Here is an 18,088-nt window from a genome sequence, read left to right on the forward strand (position 1 = left end):
CCCCGCCTCCCGGCCATCTGGAATTCAGTGGCGGGGGCGGGGCGTTCGGAGCGCCGATCAGCGTCGCGCTCTACCTAGAAGACAGGCGTCAGCGGGTCTCGCGGTGCGGGGTGTGCTTGCGGCAACGCGGGCAGTACTTGTTGAGCTCGATACGGTCGGGGTCGTTCCGACGGTTCTTCTTCGAGATGTAGTTCCGCTCCTTGCACTCGGTGCAAGCGAGGGTGATCTTCGGGCGAACGTCGCTGCTCTTGCTGGCCACAGGAGTTTCCTTACGGTGCTGATCGAGGTGATGCGGTCTTTGGCGGTAGCGGGGGCGGGGATCGAACCCGCGACCTCACGATTATGAGTCGTGCGCTCTAACCGCCTGAGCTACCCCGCCTCAACAGGAATCAGGCCCGCAATATTCCTACTGCGGGACCTCAACCCAAGAATCCTAATGGACTCAGAGCCCCTTTACGGAATCGAACCGTAGACCTTCTCCTTACCATGGAGACGCTCTGCCGACTGAGCTAAAGGGGCGTTGCGTGAGAGAACATTACGGTAGGGGCGCCACGCTCAACAAATCGACACGGCCCTTCCCTCCACCGACCGCATCATCGCAGGTCAGCGGGGCCCTCGGCACCTCGATCGGGGTCCCAGATGCGAGCGAAACCCATCGCTTCCTCGAGCTCGTAGGACAGCTCGAGCAGCATTCGCTCGCGTCCCGGCGCCGCCCCGAACATCATCCCCTGAGGCAGCCCGGCGAGGGTCTGCTGAATCGGCAGCGACACCGCAGGCCCACCGGTGACGTTCTGCCACGGCGTGAACGCCACCCAGTCCATCAGCCCCTTCATGACCAGCTCGTAGACCTGGCCCGGCGCCAGCCGCCCGATCTCCGGGGTCTCGTGCGCGACCGTGGGCGTCAGGACGACGTCGTACGCCGCGTGGAACCCCTCCGCGATCGCCTGCGCCTTACGCAGCCGGACGATGGCGGCCGGGACGTACTTGGCGTTCTTGAGCGTGTGCTGGGCGAGGCCGACCGTGAGGTTGTCGAGCCGGCTGCGGTCCCAGGTCTTGCCGCGGAGCGGGCCGGCGTTGACCAGGGCGACCGCGAGCGTCCCCCAGTAGAGGACGAAGTCGTCGGCGAAGGTCTCGGGCACCGGCGGCGGCACCGTCTCGACGGTATGCCCGAGCTCCTCCAGCACGGCCGCCGTCTTCAGCGTCAGCTCGGCGACCTCGGGACTGGCGTCGCGCCCGAGCGCACCCGTGAAGATGGCACAGCGCAGCCGCTTCGACCCGGGGCCGGTGACGTCCCCGATCGGCGGCAGCGAGGTGTGGTGCGCCTTCTCGGCCTCCCGGAAGAAGGCGGCGGTGTCGCGCACCGAGCGGGTCAGCACGCCGTCGGTGACGATCTTGAGCGGCAGCAGACCGTAGAGCGGGTCCTGGGGCAGCCGGTCGCGGGTCGGCTTGAGCCCGACCAACCCGCACGCAGCTGCCGGTATCCGGATCGAGCCGCCGCCGTCGTTGCCGTGGGCGATCGGAACGGCCCCGGCGGCCACCAGTGCACCCGAACCGGCCGACGAAGCGCCCGCAACGCGGCCGGTGTCCCACGGGTTGCGCACCGCGCCGAGACGCGCGTGCTCGGCCGTGCCCGAGAACCCGAACTCCGAGAGTTGGGTCTTCCCCAGCGACAGCAACCCGAGCTTGAAGAGCAGCTTGGTCATCTCGCCGTTGCGTGAGGCCGGCGGCATGACGTACGAATCCGTGCCGTTCCTGGTGGGCACGCCGGCGACGTCGGTGTTGTCCTTGATCAGGGTGGGGACGCCGGCGAAGAAGCCGGCCCGGGGAGCACGCGCCTGGATCCGGGCCCGGTCGAAGGTGCGGTAGGCCATCGCTCCGAGCGCGGCATCGACCGCCTCGATCCGGGCGATGGACGCCTCGACCGCCTCGAGAGTGCTGAAGTCACCGCGCCGCAGAGCCTCGACGACCCCGACCGCGTCGAGAGTGCCGAGTACGTCGTCGGTGAAGGCGTGCACACGGGCCATGAGACCAACGGTAGGCCGCGGGGAGCCTCAGAGGAGGAAGTACGCCACCAGCGGAACCAGGAGACATGTCACAACCGCGGTGAGTCCCATCGCCAGTCCGGAGAAGGCGCCCTCGACCCGGCTCTCCTCCAGCATCCGCGCGGTGCCGATGCCGTGGGAGACCGCGCCGACGGCGATGCCGCGCGCCCGCGGGTCGCGGATGCGGAGCATGGTCAGGACCCGCGGTGCGACCATCGCGGCGAAGGTGCCGATCACGATCGCGAAGCACGCCGACAGCTCCGGGTAGCCGCCCAGCCGCTCGGCCAGCGCGATCGTCACCGGAGCCGTGACGGCCTTCGTGGCCATCGTCCGCTCCAGCACGTCCCCGCCACCGAGCCAGCGCACCAGCAGGATGCCGCTGACCATCGACACGACCGCGCCGGCGGTCAGTGCGACCAGGACGGGCACCACCATCCCCTTCAGCCGCGCGACCTGGTGGTAGAGCGGGATCGCCAGCGCGACCGTCGCCGGGCCGAGCAGGAAGCTGATCAGCGTGGTGGCGTCGGCGTAGTCGTCGTAGGACGTGCCGCTGACGGCCAGCAGGGTGCCGACGATCACGATCGCCACCGCCACCGGCTGGGCCAGCGGCGAATGGGTCCGCTTGCGAAGCCACCGCCCGAACTCGTACGCCGCCACCGTCACGAAGAGCCACAGGATGTGGCTCACTCGATCTCCTCCCCCGGCGCGCCTTCGGTGCCGGCGACCTCGGGCACGCGGCGCAGGAACAGGCTGAGCACCCAACCGACGGTGACCAGCCCGAGGAACCAGGAGCCGAGCAGCGCGACGACGATCGGCACCGCCGCGTCGCGGATGACCGCGAGGTAGGCGATCACGCCGACTCCGGCCGGGATGAAGAAGAGCTGCAGGTGGGAGAGGAAGTAGTCGCCGACCTGGATGACCGGGTCGTCCTCGCCGTCACGGCGCCGCAGGACGAGGACGACGAAGAGCAGCAGCATCCCCACGACGGGGCCTGGCAGCGGGATCCCGGTCAGCTCGACGATCGCGGTTCCGGCCAGCTGGCATCCGAGCAGCCAGAGCAGGCCGACGATCACTGCGGGTCGGAGAGGGACTCGATCGCCATCGCGGCGCAGCCCACCAGGCCCGAGGAGTCGCCGTGGAGCTGAGCCATGAAGGTGAGCTCGCGGGTGGCGATCGGGTTGGAGCGGGCGTAGACGCTCTCGCGCACCCCGGCGGTGTAGAGGTCGAAGGCACCGGCCATGTCGCCGCCGATGACGACGACCTCCGGGTTGAGCAGGTTGACGGCCGTGGCCACGACCTCGCCGAGCTGTCGTCCACCCTCGCGCAGCAGCCCGCGCGCGACGGCGTCGCCGGCGAGCGCGGCGGCCACCAGGTCGCGTACGTGGCCCGCGGGGACCCCGGAGTCCGTCAGTCGTTGGGCGAGCGCCCAGCCGGACGCGACGGTCTCCAGGCAGCCGGTCGAGCCACAGCGGCAGGGCCGGTCTCCGGCCGCGTCGATGCGGGTGTGGCCGATCTCGCCGGCCGCCCCGAGCGCGCCGGTGACGACCTTGCCGTCGACGATGATGCCCATGCCGAGACCGGTCGAGGCCTTGACGACCAGGGCGTTGCGTACGGGATGGTCGGAGTTGAAGAGCTCCGACCGCGCCAGCGCGTGGGCGTCGTGGGCGAGGATCAGCGGCGCGTCGGTCAGCGCGGTGAAGTAGGGGGCCAGCTGGACGCCGTCCCAGCCGCCCATCGCCGGGGTGTCGATGCTCATCCCGAGATCGGGGTTGACCACGCCGGGCAGGCTCATCCCGATCGCCAGCACCGGCAGGTCGATCGAGGTCACCATCTTGGTCATCCGCTCGACGACCTCGGGCATCAGCACCTCGGCGGAGATGCCGACCTCGTGGTCACGGGTGTCGCCGGCCAGCTCGCGCCCGGCGAGGTCGAAGACCGCCGCCTGGCTACGGCTGCGGCCCACCGCCACGGCCAGCACGACCCCTGGGTCTGAGGATTCGTCACTCACGACTGCAGTCTAAGCACGAACTGAGCACGAGCACTGACGCGACCTAAGACCGCGAGCGAAGCCGGGCATTGGGAAGCGGGGGTGCCGGGATCGGCCGCTGGTGGTTGCCCTCGACCACACCGAAACGGCCCTCGGCCAGGTCCTGGGAGTCCTCGACCACCTCGCCGCCACCGCGGGTGACCTGGCCCTGCCACTCGTCGCGGAAGCCGACGACCTCCTCGTGGGTGCGCCCGACGAAGTTCCACCACATGATGATCGACTCGCCGAACGGCGTACCGCCGAGGAGGAGCAACCGGGTCCACGCCTCCCCGGCCTGCAGGATCAGCGTGGTGGCGCCCGGAGGGGCGTAGGCGAGCGAGTCCTTCTCCACCTCGGCCGAAGCCGGGCCGGACGCGCCCAGGCCGGTCATCGACACCTCGCCGGTGTCCACGAGTACGCCGTGCTCGAACCGCTCGTCCACCGGGATCTCGAGCCGGGTGCCGGGCTCGAGCAGGATCTCGGCGCCGAGGATCTCGGAGTGGGTCCGCACCGGCGAGGTGACGCCGAGGAGCGACCCCATGAAGACCCGTACGGTCGCCCCGTCGCGCTCGATCGGCGTGGGCGCATGGTTCTGGAACCCCGGCTCGACGTCGCGGTACTCGTCCGGCAGCGCGACCCACAGCTGCGCTCCGTGCAGGACGGTGGTCTCGGCGGTGGAGTTCTCCGAGTGGGAGATCCCTCGCCCGGCGGTCATCAGGTTGACCTCGCCCGGGCGCACCATCGCGACGGTGCCGACCGAGTCGCGGTGCTCGATCTCCCCGGTGAACAGCCAGGAGACCGTCGCCAGCCCGGTGTGCGGGTGCGGCGGCACCTCCATCCCGCCGGAGACGACGACGTCGTCGGGACCGTAGTGGTCCAGGAAGCACCACGCGCCGATCAGCGAGCGCGAGCGGGCGGGCAGGGTGCGGCGTACGTTCATCGCTCGTGGACCGCCCAGCGGGACGTCGCGCGGAGTGATGATCTGGATCTCGACGCCTTCGTCCCCGTTTCCACCGACACACTCGACGGGGATGGGGTGCGCGTCCAGGTTGGTCATATCTTCAACGATATCTCGTACGTTGCCTCGCCATGCCGACGTCACATCGAGGTCGCCGCAGGGCTACCTCGATGCCACACGATGTGGCCGTGCTCATCGCTCAGCTCGCGAACTTCGTCGGCCCCACCTCCGGCGGCATGAAGACGGCTCTGGAGGCCCTCGCCCGTGGCTATCTCGAAGCGGGCCACGACCGACTTCTGGTCGTCCCCGGTCCGTACGACTCGGTCACCTCGACCGACCTCGGCGAGGTGGTGCAGCTGAGAGCGCCTCGCGTGGGCGGCGGCTACCGGCTGATCATCGAGCCGTGGCGGGTGACCGACGTGCTGACCCGTTTCAACCCGACGAGCCTCGAGGTCAGCGACAAGTTCACGATGCTGCCCGTCTCCCGCTGGGCCCGGCGCCAGGGCATCGGGACGGTGCTCTTCTCCCACGAGCGGCTCGACGAGTACATGCCCACCTACACCGGCATGGACACCACCTCGAAGGTCTCCACCGCGCTGCTCAACCGGATGCTGGTGCGCTCCTTCGACCAGGTGCTGGTGACCTCCGACTACGCCCGGCACGAGTTCGAGCCGCTGGCCGCGACCGTCGGCTGCCCGATCGCGCAGGTGCCGCTGGGCGTCGACCTCGACTTCTTCCAGCCCTCGCTCGGGCACCGCGACGACACTCTGAGGCTCGTCCACGTCGGCCGCCTCTCCCGCGAGAAGTCCCCCGACCTCGCCGTCGCCACCGCCGTCGAGCTGCATCGGCGAGGGTTCGACGTACGCATGGACGTCTACGGCGACGGGCCGCACCGTGCCGAGATCGAGGCCCTCGCCGCCGGATCGCCGGTCGTCTTCCACGGGCACGTCTCCGACCGCCACCAGATCGCCCGGGCGCTGGCCGAGGCCGACGTGGCCCTCTCCGTCTGCCCGCGCGAGACCTTCGGACTGGCCGTCCTGGAAGCCCTCGCCAGCGGTACGCCGGTGGTGACCGCAGACCGCGGCGGCGCCCGGGAGCTCATCGACCCCCGGTGCGGAGCCTGGGCGTCCGCCCATCCGGCGGCGCTTGCCGACGCGGTCATCGACGTCGCCGAGCGGCCGGTGGTGGCGACCCGGCACGCGGCACGCGAGCGGGCCGAGCAGTTCCCCTGGTCGCGCACGATCGAGGACATGCTGGAGCTTCACGAGAGCCTCACGCAGGAGACCGCGCCGACATATCTCCTCGCGCGCTCGCGGCAGCGACAGGCGGCCCGGCGGGCTCGGCGCTATGCGTGAACGGAGCGGGTTCGTCAGGGTGTCGGAGCGCAATTTCTGTTGGGACACCGTTACCCTGCTGTGACCATTCCCTGCAATGACCACGTGAGGCGCACATGAGTGAGTTGACGACGAAACAGCGCACGCACTTCGCCGACTCCTTCGGGCCGGTGTGTCGGGCGTACGGAGAAGAACCGCTGACCTCCTACGACTATCGAGACGTCACCTGTGGTGAATGCCGGCATGCCGCGCCCTACATCAGCGCGCTGCCCGAGCACCTCAAGCCCAGGTCGACCAGGCGGCGCTCGTGGCCGCGGTCGATGCAGGACCGCTAGGAGACCCGGATCTCGGTTCGCTCGTCCTGCACCGGGGTCCATCTGCTCGCCGACCGTGACCGGGCGAGCCCGACGATCCCGGTGACCAGCAGCGCGCCGGCGCTCACCGCGACCCACAGCGTGGGGGCGGAGGCGCCGAAGGCGACCACCGCGGCGACGTACGAGACGGTGGGGTTGGTGATCGTCATCGCCGCCATCGCCCAGGGCAGCGGACCGGCGGCGAGGGCCGCCTGGGTGAGCACGATCCCGAGGCCGCAGGTGCACAGCAGCCCGTAGAACGCCGGCAGCGTGAACAGCCCGAGGAATCCGTCGGCGGCGGCCCGGTCGGCGGTGATCTTCAGCAGCACCGAGGTGGTGGCGAACGAGCAGCCGGCCGCGACCGCGGTGGTCGCCGCCGCGACCGGCGGCGGGAACCGGTGCGCCGCCAGCAGCAGTACGCAGATCACGACCGCCACACACCCGGCGAAGAGCGCGACGCGGCCGACGTCGGCATAGGTGCCACCGCGATGGTCGTCGGTGACCAGCAGGATCACGCCGCCACAGATCGCGGCCCCGCTGATCCAGTCGGAGACCGTCGGCCAGTGGCGGGCGGCGATCGAGGCGAAGACGAGCGCGAAGAGCAGCTGCGTGGGCATCACCGACTGCACGACGGAGACCGACCCCAGATGGAGCGCGACCGCCTGCACCCCGAAGCCGATCGCGTTGATCATCGCGCCGGTGACCCACAGCGGATTGCGCACCAGCGCCAGCATCAACTGCTCGACGCCGGCCATTCCGCCGCTGCGGCCGGGCGCGAGCGCGCTCGCGCGCTGCTGGACCGCGGCGGAGAGCGAGAACAGGACGCATGCGCCGATGGCCAGGCTCACGGCCGCAGCATGATCCATGCTTCGACGCTAGGCCTCGCGAGGAAAGCCCATCCGCTGCTCACGCGAGCATCGTGCGATCAGCGGATGAACCCTGAGGGTCAGATCTTCACCTTCGCGCCCAGGATCTCGCCGTACTCGACCCCGAGGACCGAAGCGTCGCCGTCCTTCGGCACCAGCACCGCGACCGTCACCGCGGTCCGGATGGACAGGTTCTTGCCGGCCTGGCTGCGGAACTCGTCGAAGGGCGGGTTCCACTCCCACTCGGTGCCCTGGCCACCGACGATGCTGTCGACGGTGAACTCCAGCATCGCGAACACGCCCTCGCGCGTCTGCACCATCCGGGGTCCGGTCTCATCGAATGGCTCCACGGTCGTCTTGACCGTGTCCACACCCATCTCCGCGACGTACGCGTCCATCTCGCGTCGCGGTGCCTTGAGCTTCTTGAGCCCGGCGAGACCTTCGACCCTCTTGGGCTTGCCGAGGTATGCGTCGATCTCGTCGGCGACGTCCTGGACCCGCTTCGCATCGGCGGCGGAGACCGGCGCGGCGCCCTCGACCTCGGTGGGGATGGCGCTCGCCTTGACCTTGACCTCGCCACGGTGCTTCCAGGGCGAGAGGGCGTCCTGCTGCTCGTAGACCGCCAGCGGAGACCTCCGGTCGCCGCCGTTGATCTCCACGATGGCCCACATCGGATACTCGCCGAGCTGCGCCGACCAGACCCGGCCCGCATCCACATTGAAGGTGCGCGAGCGCTGCTTGTAGCCGGTGGCCTCGGCCGCGACCGTCGCGGCCCGGAACACGGCGAGCATGGGACCAGTGGCGGCCTGGTCCCATGCCTCGACCTTCCACTTCCCACGCCCGTTGGCCCTGATCGCCTCGTTGCTGCGCGCGTTCCAGTCCCGCATCACAACACCGACGTCGTCGCTCCGTAGCGAAACCTTGCTCGGCTGCTCGAGCTCGACGGACGCGGGCATCGAGCATCCAGTCAGCGAGAACGCCACGACGCCGATCCCGGCCGCTACGCCTAAGCGGCGGTAGAGCCCGCCGGCCGGCGGACGCGGCATGGCGGGGCGATTCGGCGCCGGCCCCGTCGGCCCCGTCAGGACAGGACGGGCCGGCTGGGTCGGGTAGCCCGGCTGGGCGGGGTGGGGCGGCTGGGCGTACGAAACCGGTGGCCGGGGCGGCTGCCACTGGTGCCGGCGTTCACGCTTCCCGGTCACCAGCAGGACGACCGCGCCGATCAGCAGAAGGGCGCCGAAGCCCGCAATGCCCAGCGCGACCAGGAAGATCCCATCGAGCCGATAGCCGAAGGCGACCTTGATCGGCGCACCGTCCCGGCTCGCGGCCAGGAACGAGACCGGCTCCCCAGTGAGCGTCACGTTCAGCTCCTGGGTGCCGGAGCCCGAGACCGTCTCGTCCCACCACGGCGCCTCGGAGGCATCCGGCACGTTCTCCCCCGAGCCGGCCGCACCGCTGACCCTGGTCAGCGGAGTCTTGGCGATCTCGACGGCCTTGGTGCCCTTGACGACGTCGAGCACGTCAACCGGGTTGCCGACACCGACGTATGCCTCCCCCATCGCCTCTACGCGGACGGTGACCGGAAGCCGGTCGAAGGCGAACGCCTCCGGCGTGGAGTACGCCGCGCCCTGCTGGATGGGGGTCTCCTTGCCCATCACGACGTCGTCGGGTCCGGCTGCGATGGCCAGGCCCGCCCCGACGAGAAGGAGTGGTGCGCCGAGCAGGCCGAGGAGCACCGACAGGAGGATCCTGCCGCCCTTCCTCGGCCGACTGGAATCAGCGATCACGGGTGCGTACGTTGCCGAGCTCATCGATGCCTTCTAGGTGGGGGTCCCGAGAAGAGGACGCGGCAATCTAGCGCGCTCGACGAATTCCAGGAATCCATTAACCCGACCGGGCATGGTATTACCCGGCGGTATGGAACGTTTACGTCCACTTGGTAATTACGAAGCCGTGTCGGACAGAACATCGCACGGTGAGCATCCCTAGCGTCATGAACCGCACGCGGACGTGTCGAAACGAGTGTTATCAGCTCGGCGGCCGCGATGCGATCGATTCGAATTGACGATGAAAGGTATGAAATGAGCAAGAAGACAGGGCTGCTCCGCCGCGCCGCGGCCATCGCCGCCTTCTCGGGTGTCGCCGTCGCACTGACCACCGGCACCGCCGTCGCCGCGCCGGCGCCGGCCACCGCCAGCGTCTCCTCCTCCGACCTCTCGCCCTCCTCGCAGAAGGCGTGGGAGGACTTCATCCTCGGCGGCTCCTACGTCGCCGGCGGTGCTGCCCAGATGGTCAGCGGCGCCTGGGTCGGCGCCCCGGGCCTGATCCTCGCCGGCGCCACCGGCTCCCCGATCACCCCGGAGCAGCTGGCTGCCTGGGAGAACTGGGACGAGGGTGGCCACAAGATCGGTGAGGGTGCCGCCATGATGGTCGCGGGCGCCTACGTCGGTGCCCCCGGCATCATCCTCGACCAGATCGCGGGCGGGGCGACCCCGAGCGACCTGTCGCCGGCCGAGCTCGAGCAGGTCACGTTCCTCATCCCGCAGGACAGCCCGGCGCTCGACGGTATCTCCACCGACCAGATCCCGAACCCGATGGCTCCCTTCGGGTCCTTCTGAGCGTCGACATGACGACCGCCGACCGACCGTAGCTCCCACCACGATCCGATCGGCGCCGTCCCCAGATGGCCCCGGCCGTGCCTTCGCGCACGACCGGGCCATCTGCGCATTTACGCGCGTTCAAACAAGAACGTTGCAGGTTGGCGAAAATTACGTCATTACATTTCATTTGTCATTAGTTGACATGAAAACAGCCGTGTCGACTTGCTGCGATGGTCGTTGATTCTCCTAGCATCACTTCCCGGATGCGAACGTATCGATGCATCTGTTATCGATCCGGGGGTCGCGTCCGTGCGTGATGTTTCAATTCGAGTTGATCGATGAAAGGTACGAAATGAACAAGAAGACAGGGCTGCTCCGCCGCGTCGCGGCCGTCGCCGCCTTCTCGGGTGTCGCAGTCGCACTGACCACGGGTACCGCCACCGCAGCCGACGGCACCCACCACAACCGCACCGAGGCCGAGTGCATCGCGGAGAACTCCTCCGGTGCCTCGGACCTCTCGCCCTCGAGCCAGAAGGCCTGGGCCAGCTTCATCTGTGGCGCCGGCCAGGCCACCGGCGGCGCCGCTCGCATGGTCAGCGGCGCCTGGGTCGGCGCCCCGGGCCTCATCCTGATGGGTGCCACCGGCTCCGAGCTGAGCCCGGCGCAGAAGAAGGCCTGGGTGAACTGGGACGGTGGCTCGCACCAGGTCGGCAACGGTGCCGCGCTGGTCGTTTCCGGCGCCTACGTCGGTGCGCCCGGCATCGTGATGGACAAGATCATGGGCGGCGCCTTGCCGTCCGAGCTGTCCGACAGCGAGATGGACCAGGTTTCGTTCCTGCTCCCGATGGAGAACCCGGCTCTCGACGGCCTCCCCGTCGGCCAGGTCCCGAACCCGCTGGCGCTCGGCACCTTCTGAGAAACATGACCATGGCCGAGTGATCAACCCCCTACCGACTGCTCGGCTACGTCACACAGGTGGCCCTGGGCGTGCACACGTGCACAGCCGGGGCCACCTGCACGTTTTCCGCCGTGTTCAGTCGTACGCCAGCGGCTCCTCGATCACGTCCATCACCGCTCTGGCGATCCAGTAGTGCCGGCCGCCGCGGCCCGACCGGCCGGCGGCCTCGATCCACCCACGCCGCTCGGCGTCCTGGATCAGGTTGCGGGCACCCTGGTTGGTCAGGCCGGTCGCGTCCTGGACGCGCTTGACGGTCAGGTAGGGGTTGGCGAACAGCAGCGTGACCAGCCCGGACAGGTTGGCGCGTGAGGTGGCGGCCTCGTCGAGATAGCTCTCCCGGAGCGCGACCAGGCGCTCGGACCTGGTGGTGGCGTCCTCGGCCGAGCGTCGCACCGCGGTGAGGAAGAACTGCAGCCACTCCTGCATCTCACCGCGCTCCCGCACGCTCTGCAGCCGCTGGTAGTAGGCCTGACGGTTGGCCTCGATGTAGCCCGAGAGATAGAGCAGCGGCGTGGTCATCCGCCCCTCCTCCATCAGCATCAGGTTGATCAGCAGCCGCCCGATGCGCCCGTTGCCGTCGAGGAACGGGTGGATCGTCTCGAACTGGTAGTGCATCAGCGCGCACCGCACCAGCGTCGGACTGAGATCGGGGACGTTGACGTACGCCTCCCAGTCGGCGATCAGCTCGGGCAGGTCGGGAGGGAGGGGTGGGACGTACGCGGCGGTGGTGGGGTTGTCGGTCGGCGACCCGACCCAGACCGGGCTCCGCCGGAACTCGCCGGGGTGGCGCTCGTGACCCCGGACGCCGGTGAGGAGGGTCTTGTGCAGCTCGAGGACGAGCCGCTGGCTGAGCGGCCAGCTCCTGATGAGCTCGAATCCCTGACGGGTCGCGGCAAGGTAGGCCTTGACCTCGGCGACGTCCTCGCTCCTGGTCGCCTGACCGCTGACCTCGTCCTGGAGGACCTCCTCCAGAGAGGTCTGGGTGCCCTCGATCCGGGACGAGGCGACGGCCTCCTGGGTCAGATAGGGCCCGATCAGCAGCTCGGGATCCTGGATCAGCGCGCTCACTCCCTGGAGGCGCCCCAGCGCGGCGTCGGCATCCGAGAGCGCCTTCACGGTGAGCGGCTGTAACGGCAGGTCACGCGGGATGTGGGCGGGTCGGTAGTACCAGTAGGCCCACTTGTTTCCCGGCTCGCGGGTCGCCCTGCCGAACTGCGGAGCGTCGTACCTCTCCGGATCCATGACCGGTGAACTTACCACTCAGGGGTGGTTTGAGTTGGAAGTTGATGAGAACCTCCAAGTGGAGCTTGGGAGTTCCCCACCAACCTCCAAGTCAGATCCGGTCGAGCAGGAGCTCGGTGGCTCGCCAGAGCTCGTCCTGGGCGGAGACGTCGGTGGCCGGATCCGCGGGAACGAGCTCGCGCCTGTGCTTCTCGGTGACGTACAGGCCGCTTCGCCCGGCGTAGCGCGCCTCGGTGGCGAGGTCGACGATCAAGCCCGCGCCGCGAGCAGGGTCACCGATGCGCAACGCTCGAAGCACCCGCTCGAGTCCGGCAGCGAAGCGGAGGTCGCGACCCAGGCCCGTCACGTTGAACCCCGGGTCCACGCAGTTGGCGGTGACCGTGGAACCGTCGAGTCTCCGAGCGAGCGCGAGCGTGAACATGATGTCGAGGAGCTTGCTCTGTCCGTAGCGCTCCGACGACCCGCGGGCCGTGAACGGGGTCGTGTCGCTCAGGACCTGCGGGATACGGAGGTCGCCGTGTCGACGTGACGCCTCGGACGCGACATTGACCACCCGGCCCGCGGGAGATCGCTGCAGCGACGGCAGCAGCTCACGGGTCAGCACGAAGGGCGCGAGGTAGTTGACCGCGATCATCTCGGGGAGTCCGTCCGCCGTGACCCGCGGCTCGAAGGCATGTATCCCCGCGTTGTTGATGAGTACGTCGATCCGCCCGTGCCGAGACCGGATCTCCTCGCCCACCTTGCGCACCTCTCCCGGCCGGGAGAGGTCGACCACGAACACCTCCGGATCCGCGGACGGCGCGACCTCGCGTACGGACGAGATCGTGGCCTCCGCGCGCTGCGCGCTCCGCGCCGTGATGACCAGGTGCGCTCCCGTCGCGGCCATCGAGGTCGCGGCGAGGGCACCGAGGCCACCCGTCGCCCCGGTGAGGACGATCGTCGGAGCCTCGTCGTTCATGCGGCACTGCCTCTCTTCGACCCAGCGGCCGATATAGTGTGAATATGCCCACTATATCTAATGGTGTGCAAATGCCCATTACTTGGAGAGCTGCATGACCCCGGCGACCACACGGCTCGGCTTCGAGCTCAACGCTCTGCTCAGCGCCTCGCGCGCACTCACCGAACGGTCCGCCGCGGCGTTCCACGAAGAGCTTCGCCCGGCCGCCTTCCACCTCGCCCGCTGGCTCTACGCGTACGGCCCAGCCAGACCGAGCGCAGTGGCCGAGGCCGTGGCGATGGACCGCAGCTCCGCCAGCGCCCTCTTCAAACGCATGACGTCCCTCGGTCTGGTCCAGAGCGATCGTGCGCCCGAGGACGGACGCTCGGTGCTCGTGTCCCTGACCGACGAGGGCCGCACGCAGGTCGAGCGAGCGCTCGCGCTGCGCCAGGACGAGCTGGAACGGCGTGTCGACGGCTGGTCCGAGGACGACCTGGATCGGCTCGTGTTGCTGCTCCATCGGTTCAACGACCTGCCGGGCGGTGGGGTGCAGCGAGACGGCAGTTGAACCTAGTGTGGGAACCGTGCAGTTCGGCCAGTACCCCTCTCCACGTCATACGATCGCCCACCTCTCCGACCCTCACCTCTACGCCGGGGACCGGCGGATCTTCGGCAAGGTCGACCCGACGCCCGGGTTCGAGCGTGCGCTGGACCGGCTGCGGGGGATGACGATCCCGCCGCAGGCGATCGTCTTCACCGGTGACCTCGCCGACCTGGGTGAGCGCGATGCCTACGTACGTCTCCGGAAGCAGGTCGAGCCGGTCGCCGCGGATCTCGGCGCCGAGATCATCTGGGTGATGGGCAACCACGACGAGCGGGAGGTCTACTCCGAGGTGCTCTTCGGGGAGGCCTCGGACGCGCCGCAGGACCGGGTCTACGACATCGACGGGCTGCGGATCATCGCCCTGGACACCACCGTGCCCGGCTGGCACCACGGCGACATCACCGAGCCTCAGCTCGACTGGCTGACCGACGTGCTCGCCGAGCCGGCGCCGCACGGCACCCTGCTCACGATGCATCACCCGCCGGTCCCGCTCCCCCTCAACGAAGCCAGCGTGATCATCGAGCTCGACGGCCAGGACCGGCTCGCTCAGGTGCTGGCGGGGACCGACGTACGCGCTGTCCTCGCAGGTCACCTGCACTACTCGACCTTCACCACCTTCGCCGGCATCCCGGTCTCGGTCGCCTCCGCGAGCTGCTACACCTCGGCGCCGGCGACCCTCGACCGCTACTCCGCCTCCGTCGACGGCCACCAGGCGATCTCGCTGGTCCACCTTTACGACGAGGGCGTCGGCGGCGTCCCCGGCGCGCCGGTCGTCCACACCACCGTGCCGATCGGCGAGGCCCCCGAGGTCGCCGGCTTCCCCGCCTCCGTCCTCGAGAAGCTCGGCCCGATGACCCCGGCCGAGCGCCGCGACCTCTTCTCCCGCAAGGGCAAGGCCGCTCGCGCCCTGCGGCGTCAGCTTCGAGACTGACCAAGAACGCCTCGATCTCCGACTCGAGGCTGATGTGGGCGTACGCCCGGGCCCGGAACGATGGCTGCGAAACGTCAACGACGACAGGAGCAGCCATGTCTCGGACCCTCGTCCGCACGGGCACCGCAGCGATCGCCGCGGTGCTCCTTCCCCTGACGGCCGTGCCGGCCGCGTACGCCCAGCCTGATCCGGGCCCCGCGGCGATGGCGCCGGACCCGACCGCACTGACCCGGGAGGCGACCGCGATCGCCGAGCGGGCCGCCGCCGAGCGGCAGGGTCTCCGGGCCCGGTCGGCGACTCCCACGGCCGCCGACCTCGACCGTGCCGTCGACGCGTTCATCGCCGATGGCGCCGTGGGCGTGACCGCCCGGGTGGAGACGCCCGGCCTGGAATGGTCGGGCGCGGGTGGCGTACGCGAGGTCGGGAAGAAGAAGCCGGTCAGGCCCGGCGACCGGTTCCACGTGGCCAGCAACACCAAGACGCTGATCGCGACCCTGGTGATGCAGGAGGTCGAGAGCGGCGGCTGGACCCTGGACACGCCCGCCAACGACCTGCTCCCGGGCACCTTCCCCGACGGCGTCACGATCAAGCACCTGCTCAACCACACCTCCGGCGCCCCGCGCGGGCCCGAGGAGATCCTCTTCGATCGCGTCGAGGACCCGACCTCGTGGGACCAGCTGATCGACGCGCTCGGGCAGTACTACTCCGAGGCCGAGCACCTCGCCTTCATGCGCGGCGCCGGCTGGCTCTTCGAGCCCGGCACCGACTTCTCCTACTCCAACTACGGCTACGTCGCGCTCGGGGTCATGCTCGAGAAGGAGACCGGGGAGCGGATCGAGGATCTCGTACGCGACCGGGTGCTCGAACCCGCGGGCATGCGGCAGAGCGCCTACCCGACCGATGCCCGCAACCGCGGCCCGTTCCTCGAGGACGCCGGTCATTACGAGGGCAGCTGGCGGCCGATGACCGACCTGCACCCGAGCATCTTCCACGCCGCCGGGGCCGCGACGAGCACCACCGAGGACCTCGCCGACCTCAACGAGTCGCTCCTCACCGGGAGGCTGCTCAGCCCGGACTCGGTCGAGAAGATGCTGCCGCCGATCGCGGGCAGCACCGACCCGGACTACGGGTTCGGGATCTACCGGGTCGCCGACCCGTGCAACCCCGGCGAGTACCTCTATGGCCATGACGGCGCCCACATGGGTGCGCAGTCGATCAGCTGGGGCTCACCGGACGGCACCCGCCAGATCACGCTCGGTTGGACCGGTCGCAACTGGGACAGCGCCGACCCGATCTACGACCTCGGTCTCCTGCTCGAGCCGATGCTGTTGGCGACCTGCTGACCGCCGGCTCCACCGAAGGAGGCAGTCACCGCAGTCAAGGTCGCAGGATGCGACGCTCGGTGGACCGTATGCGGTAGGTGCCGCGGGCGGCTGGCCAGTGCTCACGCACCGGCCAGCCGCCGCGGGTGTAGTGGCGCACGTAGATATCGCCCCCGGCGGCGAGATCATCGGCGACCTCGGCGCTGACCGCCTCGACGTCGTCGGGGGCGGTCCAGCCGGCGCCGGGCACCCACACGGCCGCCGCATCTTCGGTGGCGCCGGTCAGTGCGGGATCGACGAGCTGGGCGGCGTACGCCTCGGCCTCGGCCGCGGTGATGTCTTGTGCGCCGGGCACTCCTCGAGCCTCTTTGGGATACGCCGTGGCCCACTCGTCGGGCACCTGGAGGTGCTCGAACGGAGGGATCTTTCCCAGGATCCTCTTGGTCGCGATCGCAGCTCGCAGCTCCTCGAGATCGACCCGCTGCGTACGGGCCAGCACCACGAGGTCGACCAGGTCCTTGACGCGGCTGGAGGCCCCGGTGGGATAGTTGGTGTCCATCGTCGCGCACACCTTGTCGCCGATCTGATCGGCGACCGGATAGAGCCGGTAGGGGTGGGTGACCAGCCTTCGGCGCAGCTGCAGGCGGTTCGCGGGCTCGACGACCTCGGGCCTGCCGACCGGGGCGGGGCCCACGACCAGATCCACCTTCACCTGGTCGATCTCGCGCTCGCCACCGAACGCGCCGCCGGTGTCGATGCAGGAGAAGACGTAGCGCCGGGTGAGCACGCCGGGCTGGTTCTCCCCCAGCCCGGTCGGCGTGCTGCTGAGCAGCCGGAAGGTGAGATGGTCGCCGAGATCCACGTCGACGGCACGGACCAGTGCCGCCTCGGCCTCGGCCAGGTCGCCGGCGCGTTCAGCGGCGAGGTCCACGTCCTTGGTCGTGCGTGCCTGCGGGACTCGGGCGAGCATGCTCATCCCTCCCTTGAGCATCCATGGGGAATCTCCGCCGTCAGCGAAGACCCGCGAGAGGAACCGGTCGAACCGGGCTTGCCGGATCTGGGCGTCAACGGTCGCCGCTCGTACGTTCGACCCGGCTTCTCGGGAGGCCTTCTTGGCTGCCTCCTTCATCGCAAGCTCGATCGAGCGCCAGTCGCGGTAACCCTCGGAGCTGTCTGGCGTCTCGCTGTTCATGCCGCCCACCCTTCGGGAGCGATGCCGGCAAGCTTGAACAGGTCGTCTGCCAGGGAGCGGCCGTCACCCCTACCGATGTCGCGCCGCATCTGCGCCCTGGCGATGGGCTCGAGGTAGGTCGTCAGGCGGTCTGGGGCCAGGAGCCGGCCGGCGAGTACGGCGTCGCGTACGACGCCGGCAACGAGGGAGAGGTCGGTCCACTGCTCCACCAGGTCCGCGATGGTCCGCTCCACCGACAGGACCGGGAGCCCGTTGGCCGAGCCGACCTCCTCGCGGGTCAGTCGCCGGATGCGCAGCCGTACGCCGGGCAGCCTCGTTCCCTTGCGCGTCGGGACCATGAAGTCGAACCCGTCGAGGAAGAAGTCGCCCAGGTCGTGGGCGATGGCCGCGGTGATCCCGGCGGCGACCAGGGACGGGGCCCCGGACTGCGTCTTCGGCATCGTCGCCCCGCCGAGAGCGAGCCAGGTCGCGTAGATCGCCTCGTGGTTCTGATGCGGTGCGCCGGCCATGCGGTAGACGCCCTGGGCGACCCGCTCCATCGCTCCAGAGGCAGCCATACGGGCCAGTTGCTGTCGCGAGACTCCGACTGCGGCGGCCTGGGCGGTGGTGACCATGCCCCATCGCTGCTCGGCTATGGCGCCGAGCCGCCCTAGCGTCGAGTCGATCATGCAACAATTGTATCACCAGTGATGACAAATGTTGCACCTCAACGTCGGGGTCGAC

The 18,088-nt window shown here is 69.4% G+C and carries 19 protein-coding genes and 2 tRNA genes; 7 read left to right on the forward strand and 14 right to left on the reverse strand.

The window, feature by feature from the left end:
* Positions 1 to 88: 88 nt before the first annotated feature.
* The 8 genes from rpmG to ABZU72_RS13515 all read right to left on the reverse strand — a co-directional run bounded on the left by rpmG (position 89) and on the right by ABZU72_RS13515 (position 5,125).
* The gene (gene rpmG / locus ABZU72_RS13480) at positions 89 to 259 is read right to left on the reverse strand and encodes a 50S ribosomal protein L33 (RefSeq protein ID WP_355019358.1); all 171 of its coding nucleotides are present in this window, start codon (positions 257 to 259) and stop codon (positions 89 to 91) included.
* 46 nt (positions 260 to 305) lie between these two features.
* Positions 306 to 379 (reverse strand) — tRNA-Met (locus ABZU72_RS13485).
* Between the two features lie 67 nt (positions 380 to 446).
* Positions 447 to 519 (reverse strand) — tRNA-Thr (locus ABZU72_RS13490).
* 74 nt (positions 520 to 593) lie between these two features.
* Positions 594 to 2,024, reverse strand: a complete 1,431-nt coding sequence (locus ABZU72_RS13495; protein ID WP_355019359.1) for an amidase — start codon at positions 2,022 to 2,024, stop codon at positions 594 to 596.
* A gap of 27 nt (positions 2,025 to 2,051) precedes the next feature.
* The gene (locus ABZU72_RS13500; RefSeq protein WP_355019360.1) at positions 2,052 to 2,729 is read right to left on the reverse strand and encodes an LrgB family protein; all 678 of its coding nucleotides are present in this window, start codon (positions 2,727 to 2,729) and stop codon (positions 2,052 to 2,054) included.
* Positions 2,726 to 3,115 carry a CidA/LrgA family protein gene (locus ABZU72_RS13505; RefSeq protein WP_355019361.1) on the reverse strand — a complete coding sequence of 130 codons (390 nt, stop codon included), beginning with the start codon at positions 3,113 to 3,115 and terminating at the stop codon, positions 2,726 to 2,728. The genes ABZU72_RS13500 and ABZU72_RS13505 overlap by 4 nt, the downstream gene beginning before the upstream one ends.
* Positions 3,112 to 4,050: an ROK family protein gene (locus ABZU72_RS13510; RefSeq protein ID WP_160025612.1), complete on the reverse strand. Its 939-nt coding sequence runs from the start codon at positions 4,048 to 4,050 to the stop codon at positions 3,112 to 3,114. The genes ABZU72_RS13505 and ABZU72_RS13510 overlap by 4 nt, the downstream gene beginning before the upstream one ends.
* Positions 4,051 to 4,093: 43 nt before the next feature.
* Positions 4,094 to 5,125 (reverse strand): pirin family protein, encoded by a 1,032-nt coding sequence (locus ABZU72_RS13515; protein WP_355019362.1) that lies wholly within the window; start codon positions 5,123 to 5,125, stop codon positions 4,094 to 4,096.
* A gap of 71 nt (positions 5,126 to 5,196) precedes the next feature.
* Between ABZU72_RS13515 and ABZU72_RS13520 the strand changes: the two genes are divergently transcribed.
* Positions 5,197 to 6,381, forward strand: a complete 1,185-nt coding sequence (locus ABZU72_RS13520) for a glycosyltransferase (RefSeq protein WP_355019363.1) — start codon at positions 5,197 to 5,199, stop codon at positions 6,379 to 6,381.
* A gap of 95 nt (positions 6,382 to 6,476) precedes the next feature.
* Entirely contained in the window at positions 6,477 to 6,695 is a 219-nt protein-coding gene (locus ABZU72_RS13525) for a hypothetical protein (RefSeq protein ID WP_355019364.1), read from the forward strand.
* Here the strand turns inward: ABZU72_RS13525 and ABZU72_RS13530 are convergent.
* Together ABZU72_RS13530 and ABZU72_RS13535 are read right to left on the reverse strand one after the other, a co-directional pair.
* Positions 6,692 to 7,579, reverse strand: coding sequence for a DMT family transporter (locus tag ABZU72_RS13530; RefSeq protein WP_355019365.1), 888 nt, complete (start codon positions 7,577 to 7,579; stop codon positions 6,692 to 6,694). The genes ABZU72_RS13525 and ABZU72_RS13530 overlap by 4 nt on opposite strands.
* A gap of 80 nt (positions 7,580 to 7,659) precedes the next feature.
* On the reverse strand, positions 7,660 to 9,390 hold the full coding sequence (locus ABZU72_RS13535; RefSeq protein ID WP_355019366.1) for a hypothetical protein: 1,731 nt from the start codon (positions 9,388 to 9,390) through the stop codon (positions 7,660 to 7,662).
* Positions 9,391 to 9,660: 270 nt separating this feature from the next.
* Here ABZU72_RS13535 and ABZU72_RS13540 point away from each other — a divergent pair, with 270 nt between their 5' ends.
* A complete protein-coding gene (locus ABZU72_RS13540; RefSeq protein ID WP_355019367.1) occupies positions 9,661 to 10,197 on the forward strand; it encodes a type III effector in 537 nt (178 codons plus the stop codon).
* A gap of 334 nt (positions 10,198 to 10,531) precedes the next feature.
* Positions 10,532 to 11,095 carry a type III effector gene (locus ABZU72_RS13545; protein WP_355019368.1) on the forward strand — a complete coding sequence of 188 codons (564 nt, stop codon included), beginning with the start codon at positions 10,532 to 10,534 and terminating at the stop codon, positions 11,093 to 11,095.
* 117 nt (positions 11,096 to 11,212) lie between these two features.
* On the opposite strand, the gene ABZU72_RS13550 is transcribed toward ABZU72_RS13545, so the two are convergent.
* Both ABZU72_RS13550 and ABZU72_RS13555 read right to left on the reverse strand, forming a co-directional pair.
* Positions 11,213 to 12,379 (reverse strand): Fic family protein, encoded by a 1,167-nt coding sequence (locus tag ABZU72_RS13550; protein WP_355019369.1) that lies wholly within the window; start codon positions 12,377 to 12,379, stop codon positions 11,213 to 11,215.
* Positions 12,380 to 12,470: 91 nt separating this feature from the next.
* Positions 12,471 to 13,337 carry an SDR family NAD(P)-dependent oxidoreductase gene (locus ABZU72_RS13555; RefSeq protein WP_355019370.1) on the reverse strand — a complete coding sequence of 289 codons (867 nt, stop codon included), beginning with the start codon at positions 13,335 to 13,337 and terminating at the stop codon, positions 12,471 to 12,473.
* A gap of 94 nt (positions 13,338 to 13,431) precedes the next feature.
* Between ABZU72_RS13555 and ABZU72_RS13560 the strand changes: the two genes are divergently transcribed.
* The 3 genes from ABZU72_RS13560 (at position 13,432) to ABZU72_RS13570 (ending at position 16,194) form a co-directional block, all read left to right on the forward strand.
* Positions 13,432 to 13,884, forward strand: coding sequence for a MarR family transcriptional regulator (locus tag ABZU72_RS13560; RefSeq protein ID WP_355019371.1), 453 nt, complete (start codon positions 13,432 to 13,434; stop codon positions 13,882 to 13,884).
* 16 nt (positions 13,885 to 13,900) lie between these two features.
* On the forward strand, positions 13,901 to 14,851 hold the full coding sequence (locus tag ABZU72_RS13565) for a metallophosphoesterase (RefSeq protein ID WP_355019372.1): 951 nt from the start codon (positions 13,901 to 13,903) through the stop codon (positions 14,849 to 14,851).
* A 95-nt stretch (positions 14,852 to 14,946) separates the two neighbouring features.
* The gene (locus tag ABZU72_RS13570) at positions 14,947 to 16,194 is read left to right on the forward strand and encodes a serine hydrolase domain-containing protein (protein ID WP_355019373.1); all 1,248 of its coding nucleotides are present in this window, start codon (positions 14,947 to 14,949) and stop codon (positions 16,192 to 16,194) included.
* Between the two features lie 34 nt (positions 16,195 to 16,228).
* Here the strand turns inward: ABZU72_RS13570 and ABZU72_RS13575 are convergent, their stop codons facing one another.
* The gene (locus tag ABZU72_RS13575) at positions 16,229 to 17,365 is read right to left on the reverse strand and encodes a nucleotidyl transferase AbiEii/AbiGii toxin family protein (protein WP_355019374.1); all 1,137 of its coding nucleotides are present in this window, start codon (positions 17,363 to 17,365) and stop codon (positions 16,229 to 16,231) included.
* On the reverse strand, positions 17,362 to 18,033 hold the full coding sequence (locus tag ABZU72_RS13580) for a type IV toxin-antitoxin system AbiEi family antitoxin domain-containing protein (protein WP_355019375.1): 672 nt from the start codon (positions 18,031 to 18,033) through the stop codon (positions 17,362 to 17,364). The genes ABZU72_RS13575 and ABZU72_RS13580 overlap by 4 nt, the downstream gene beginning before the upstream one ends.
* Positions 18,034 to 18,088 lie beyond the last annotated feature (55 nt).

It is taken from the genome of Nocardioides sp. NPDC004968 (genome assembly GCF_040608935.1).
GTDB lineage: Bacteria > Actinomycetota > Actinomycetes > Propionibacteriales > Nocardioidaceae > Nocardioides.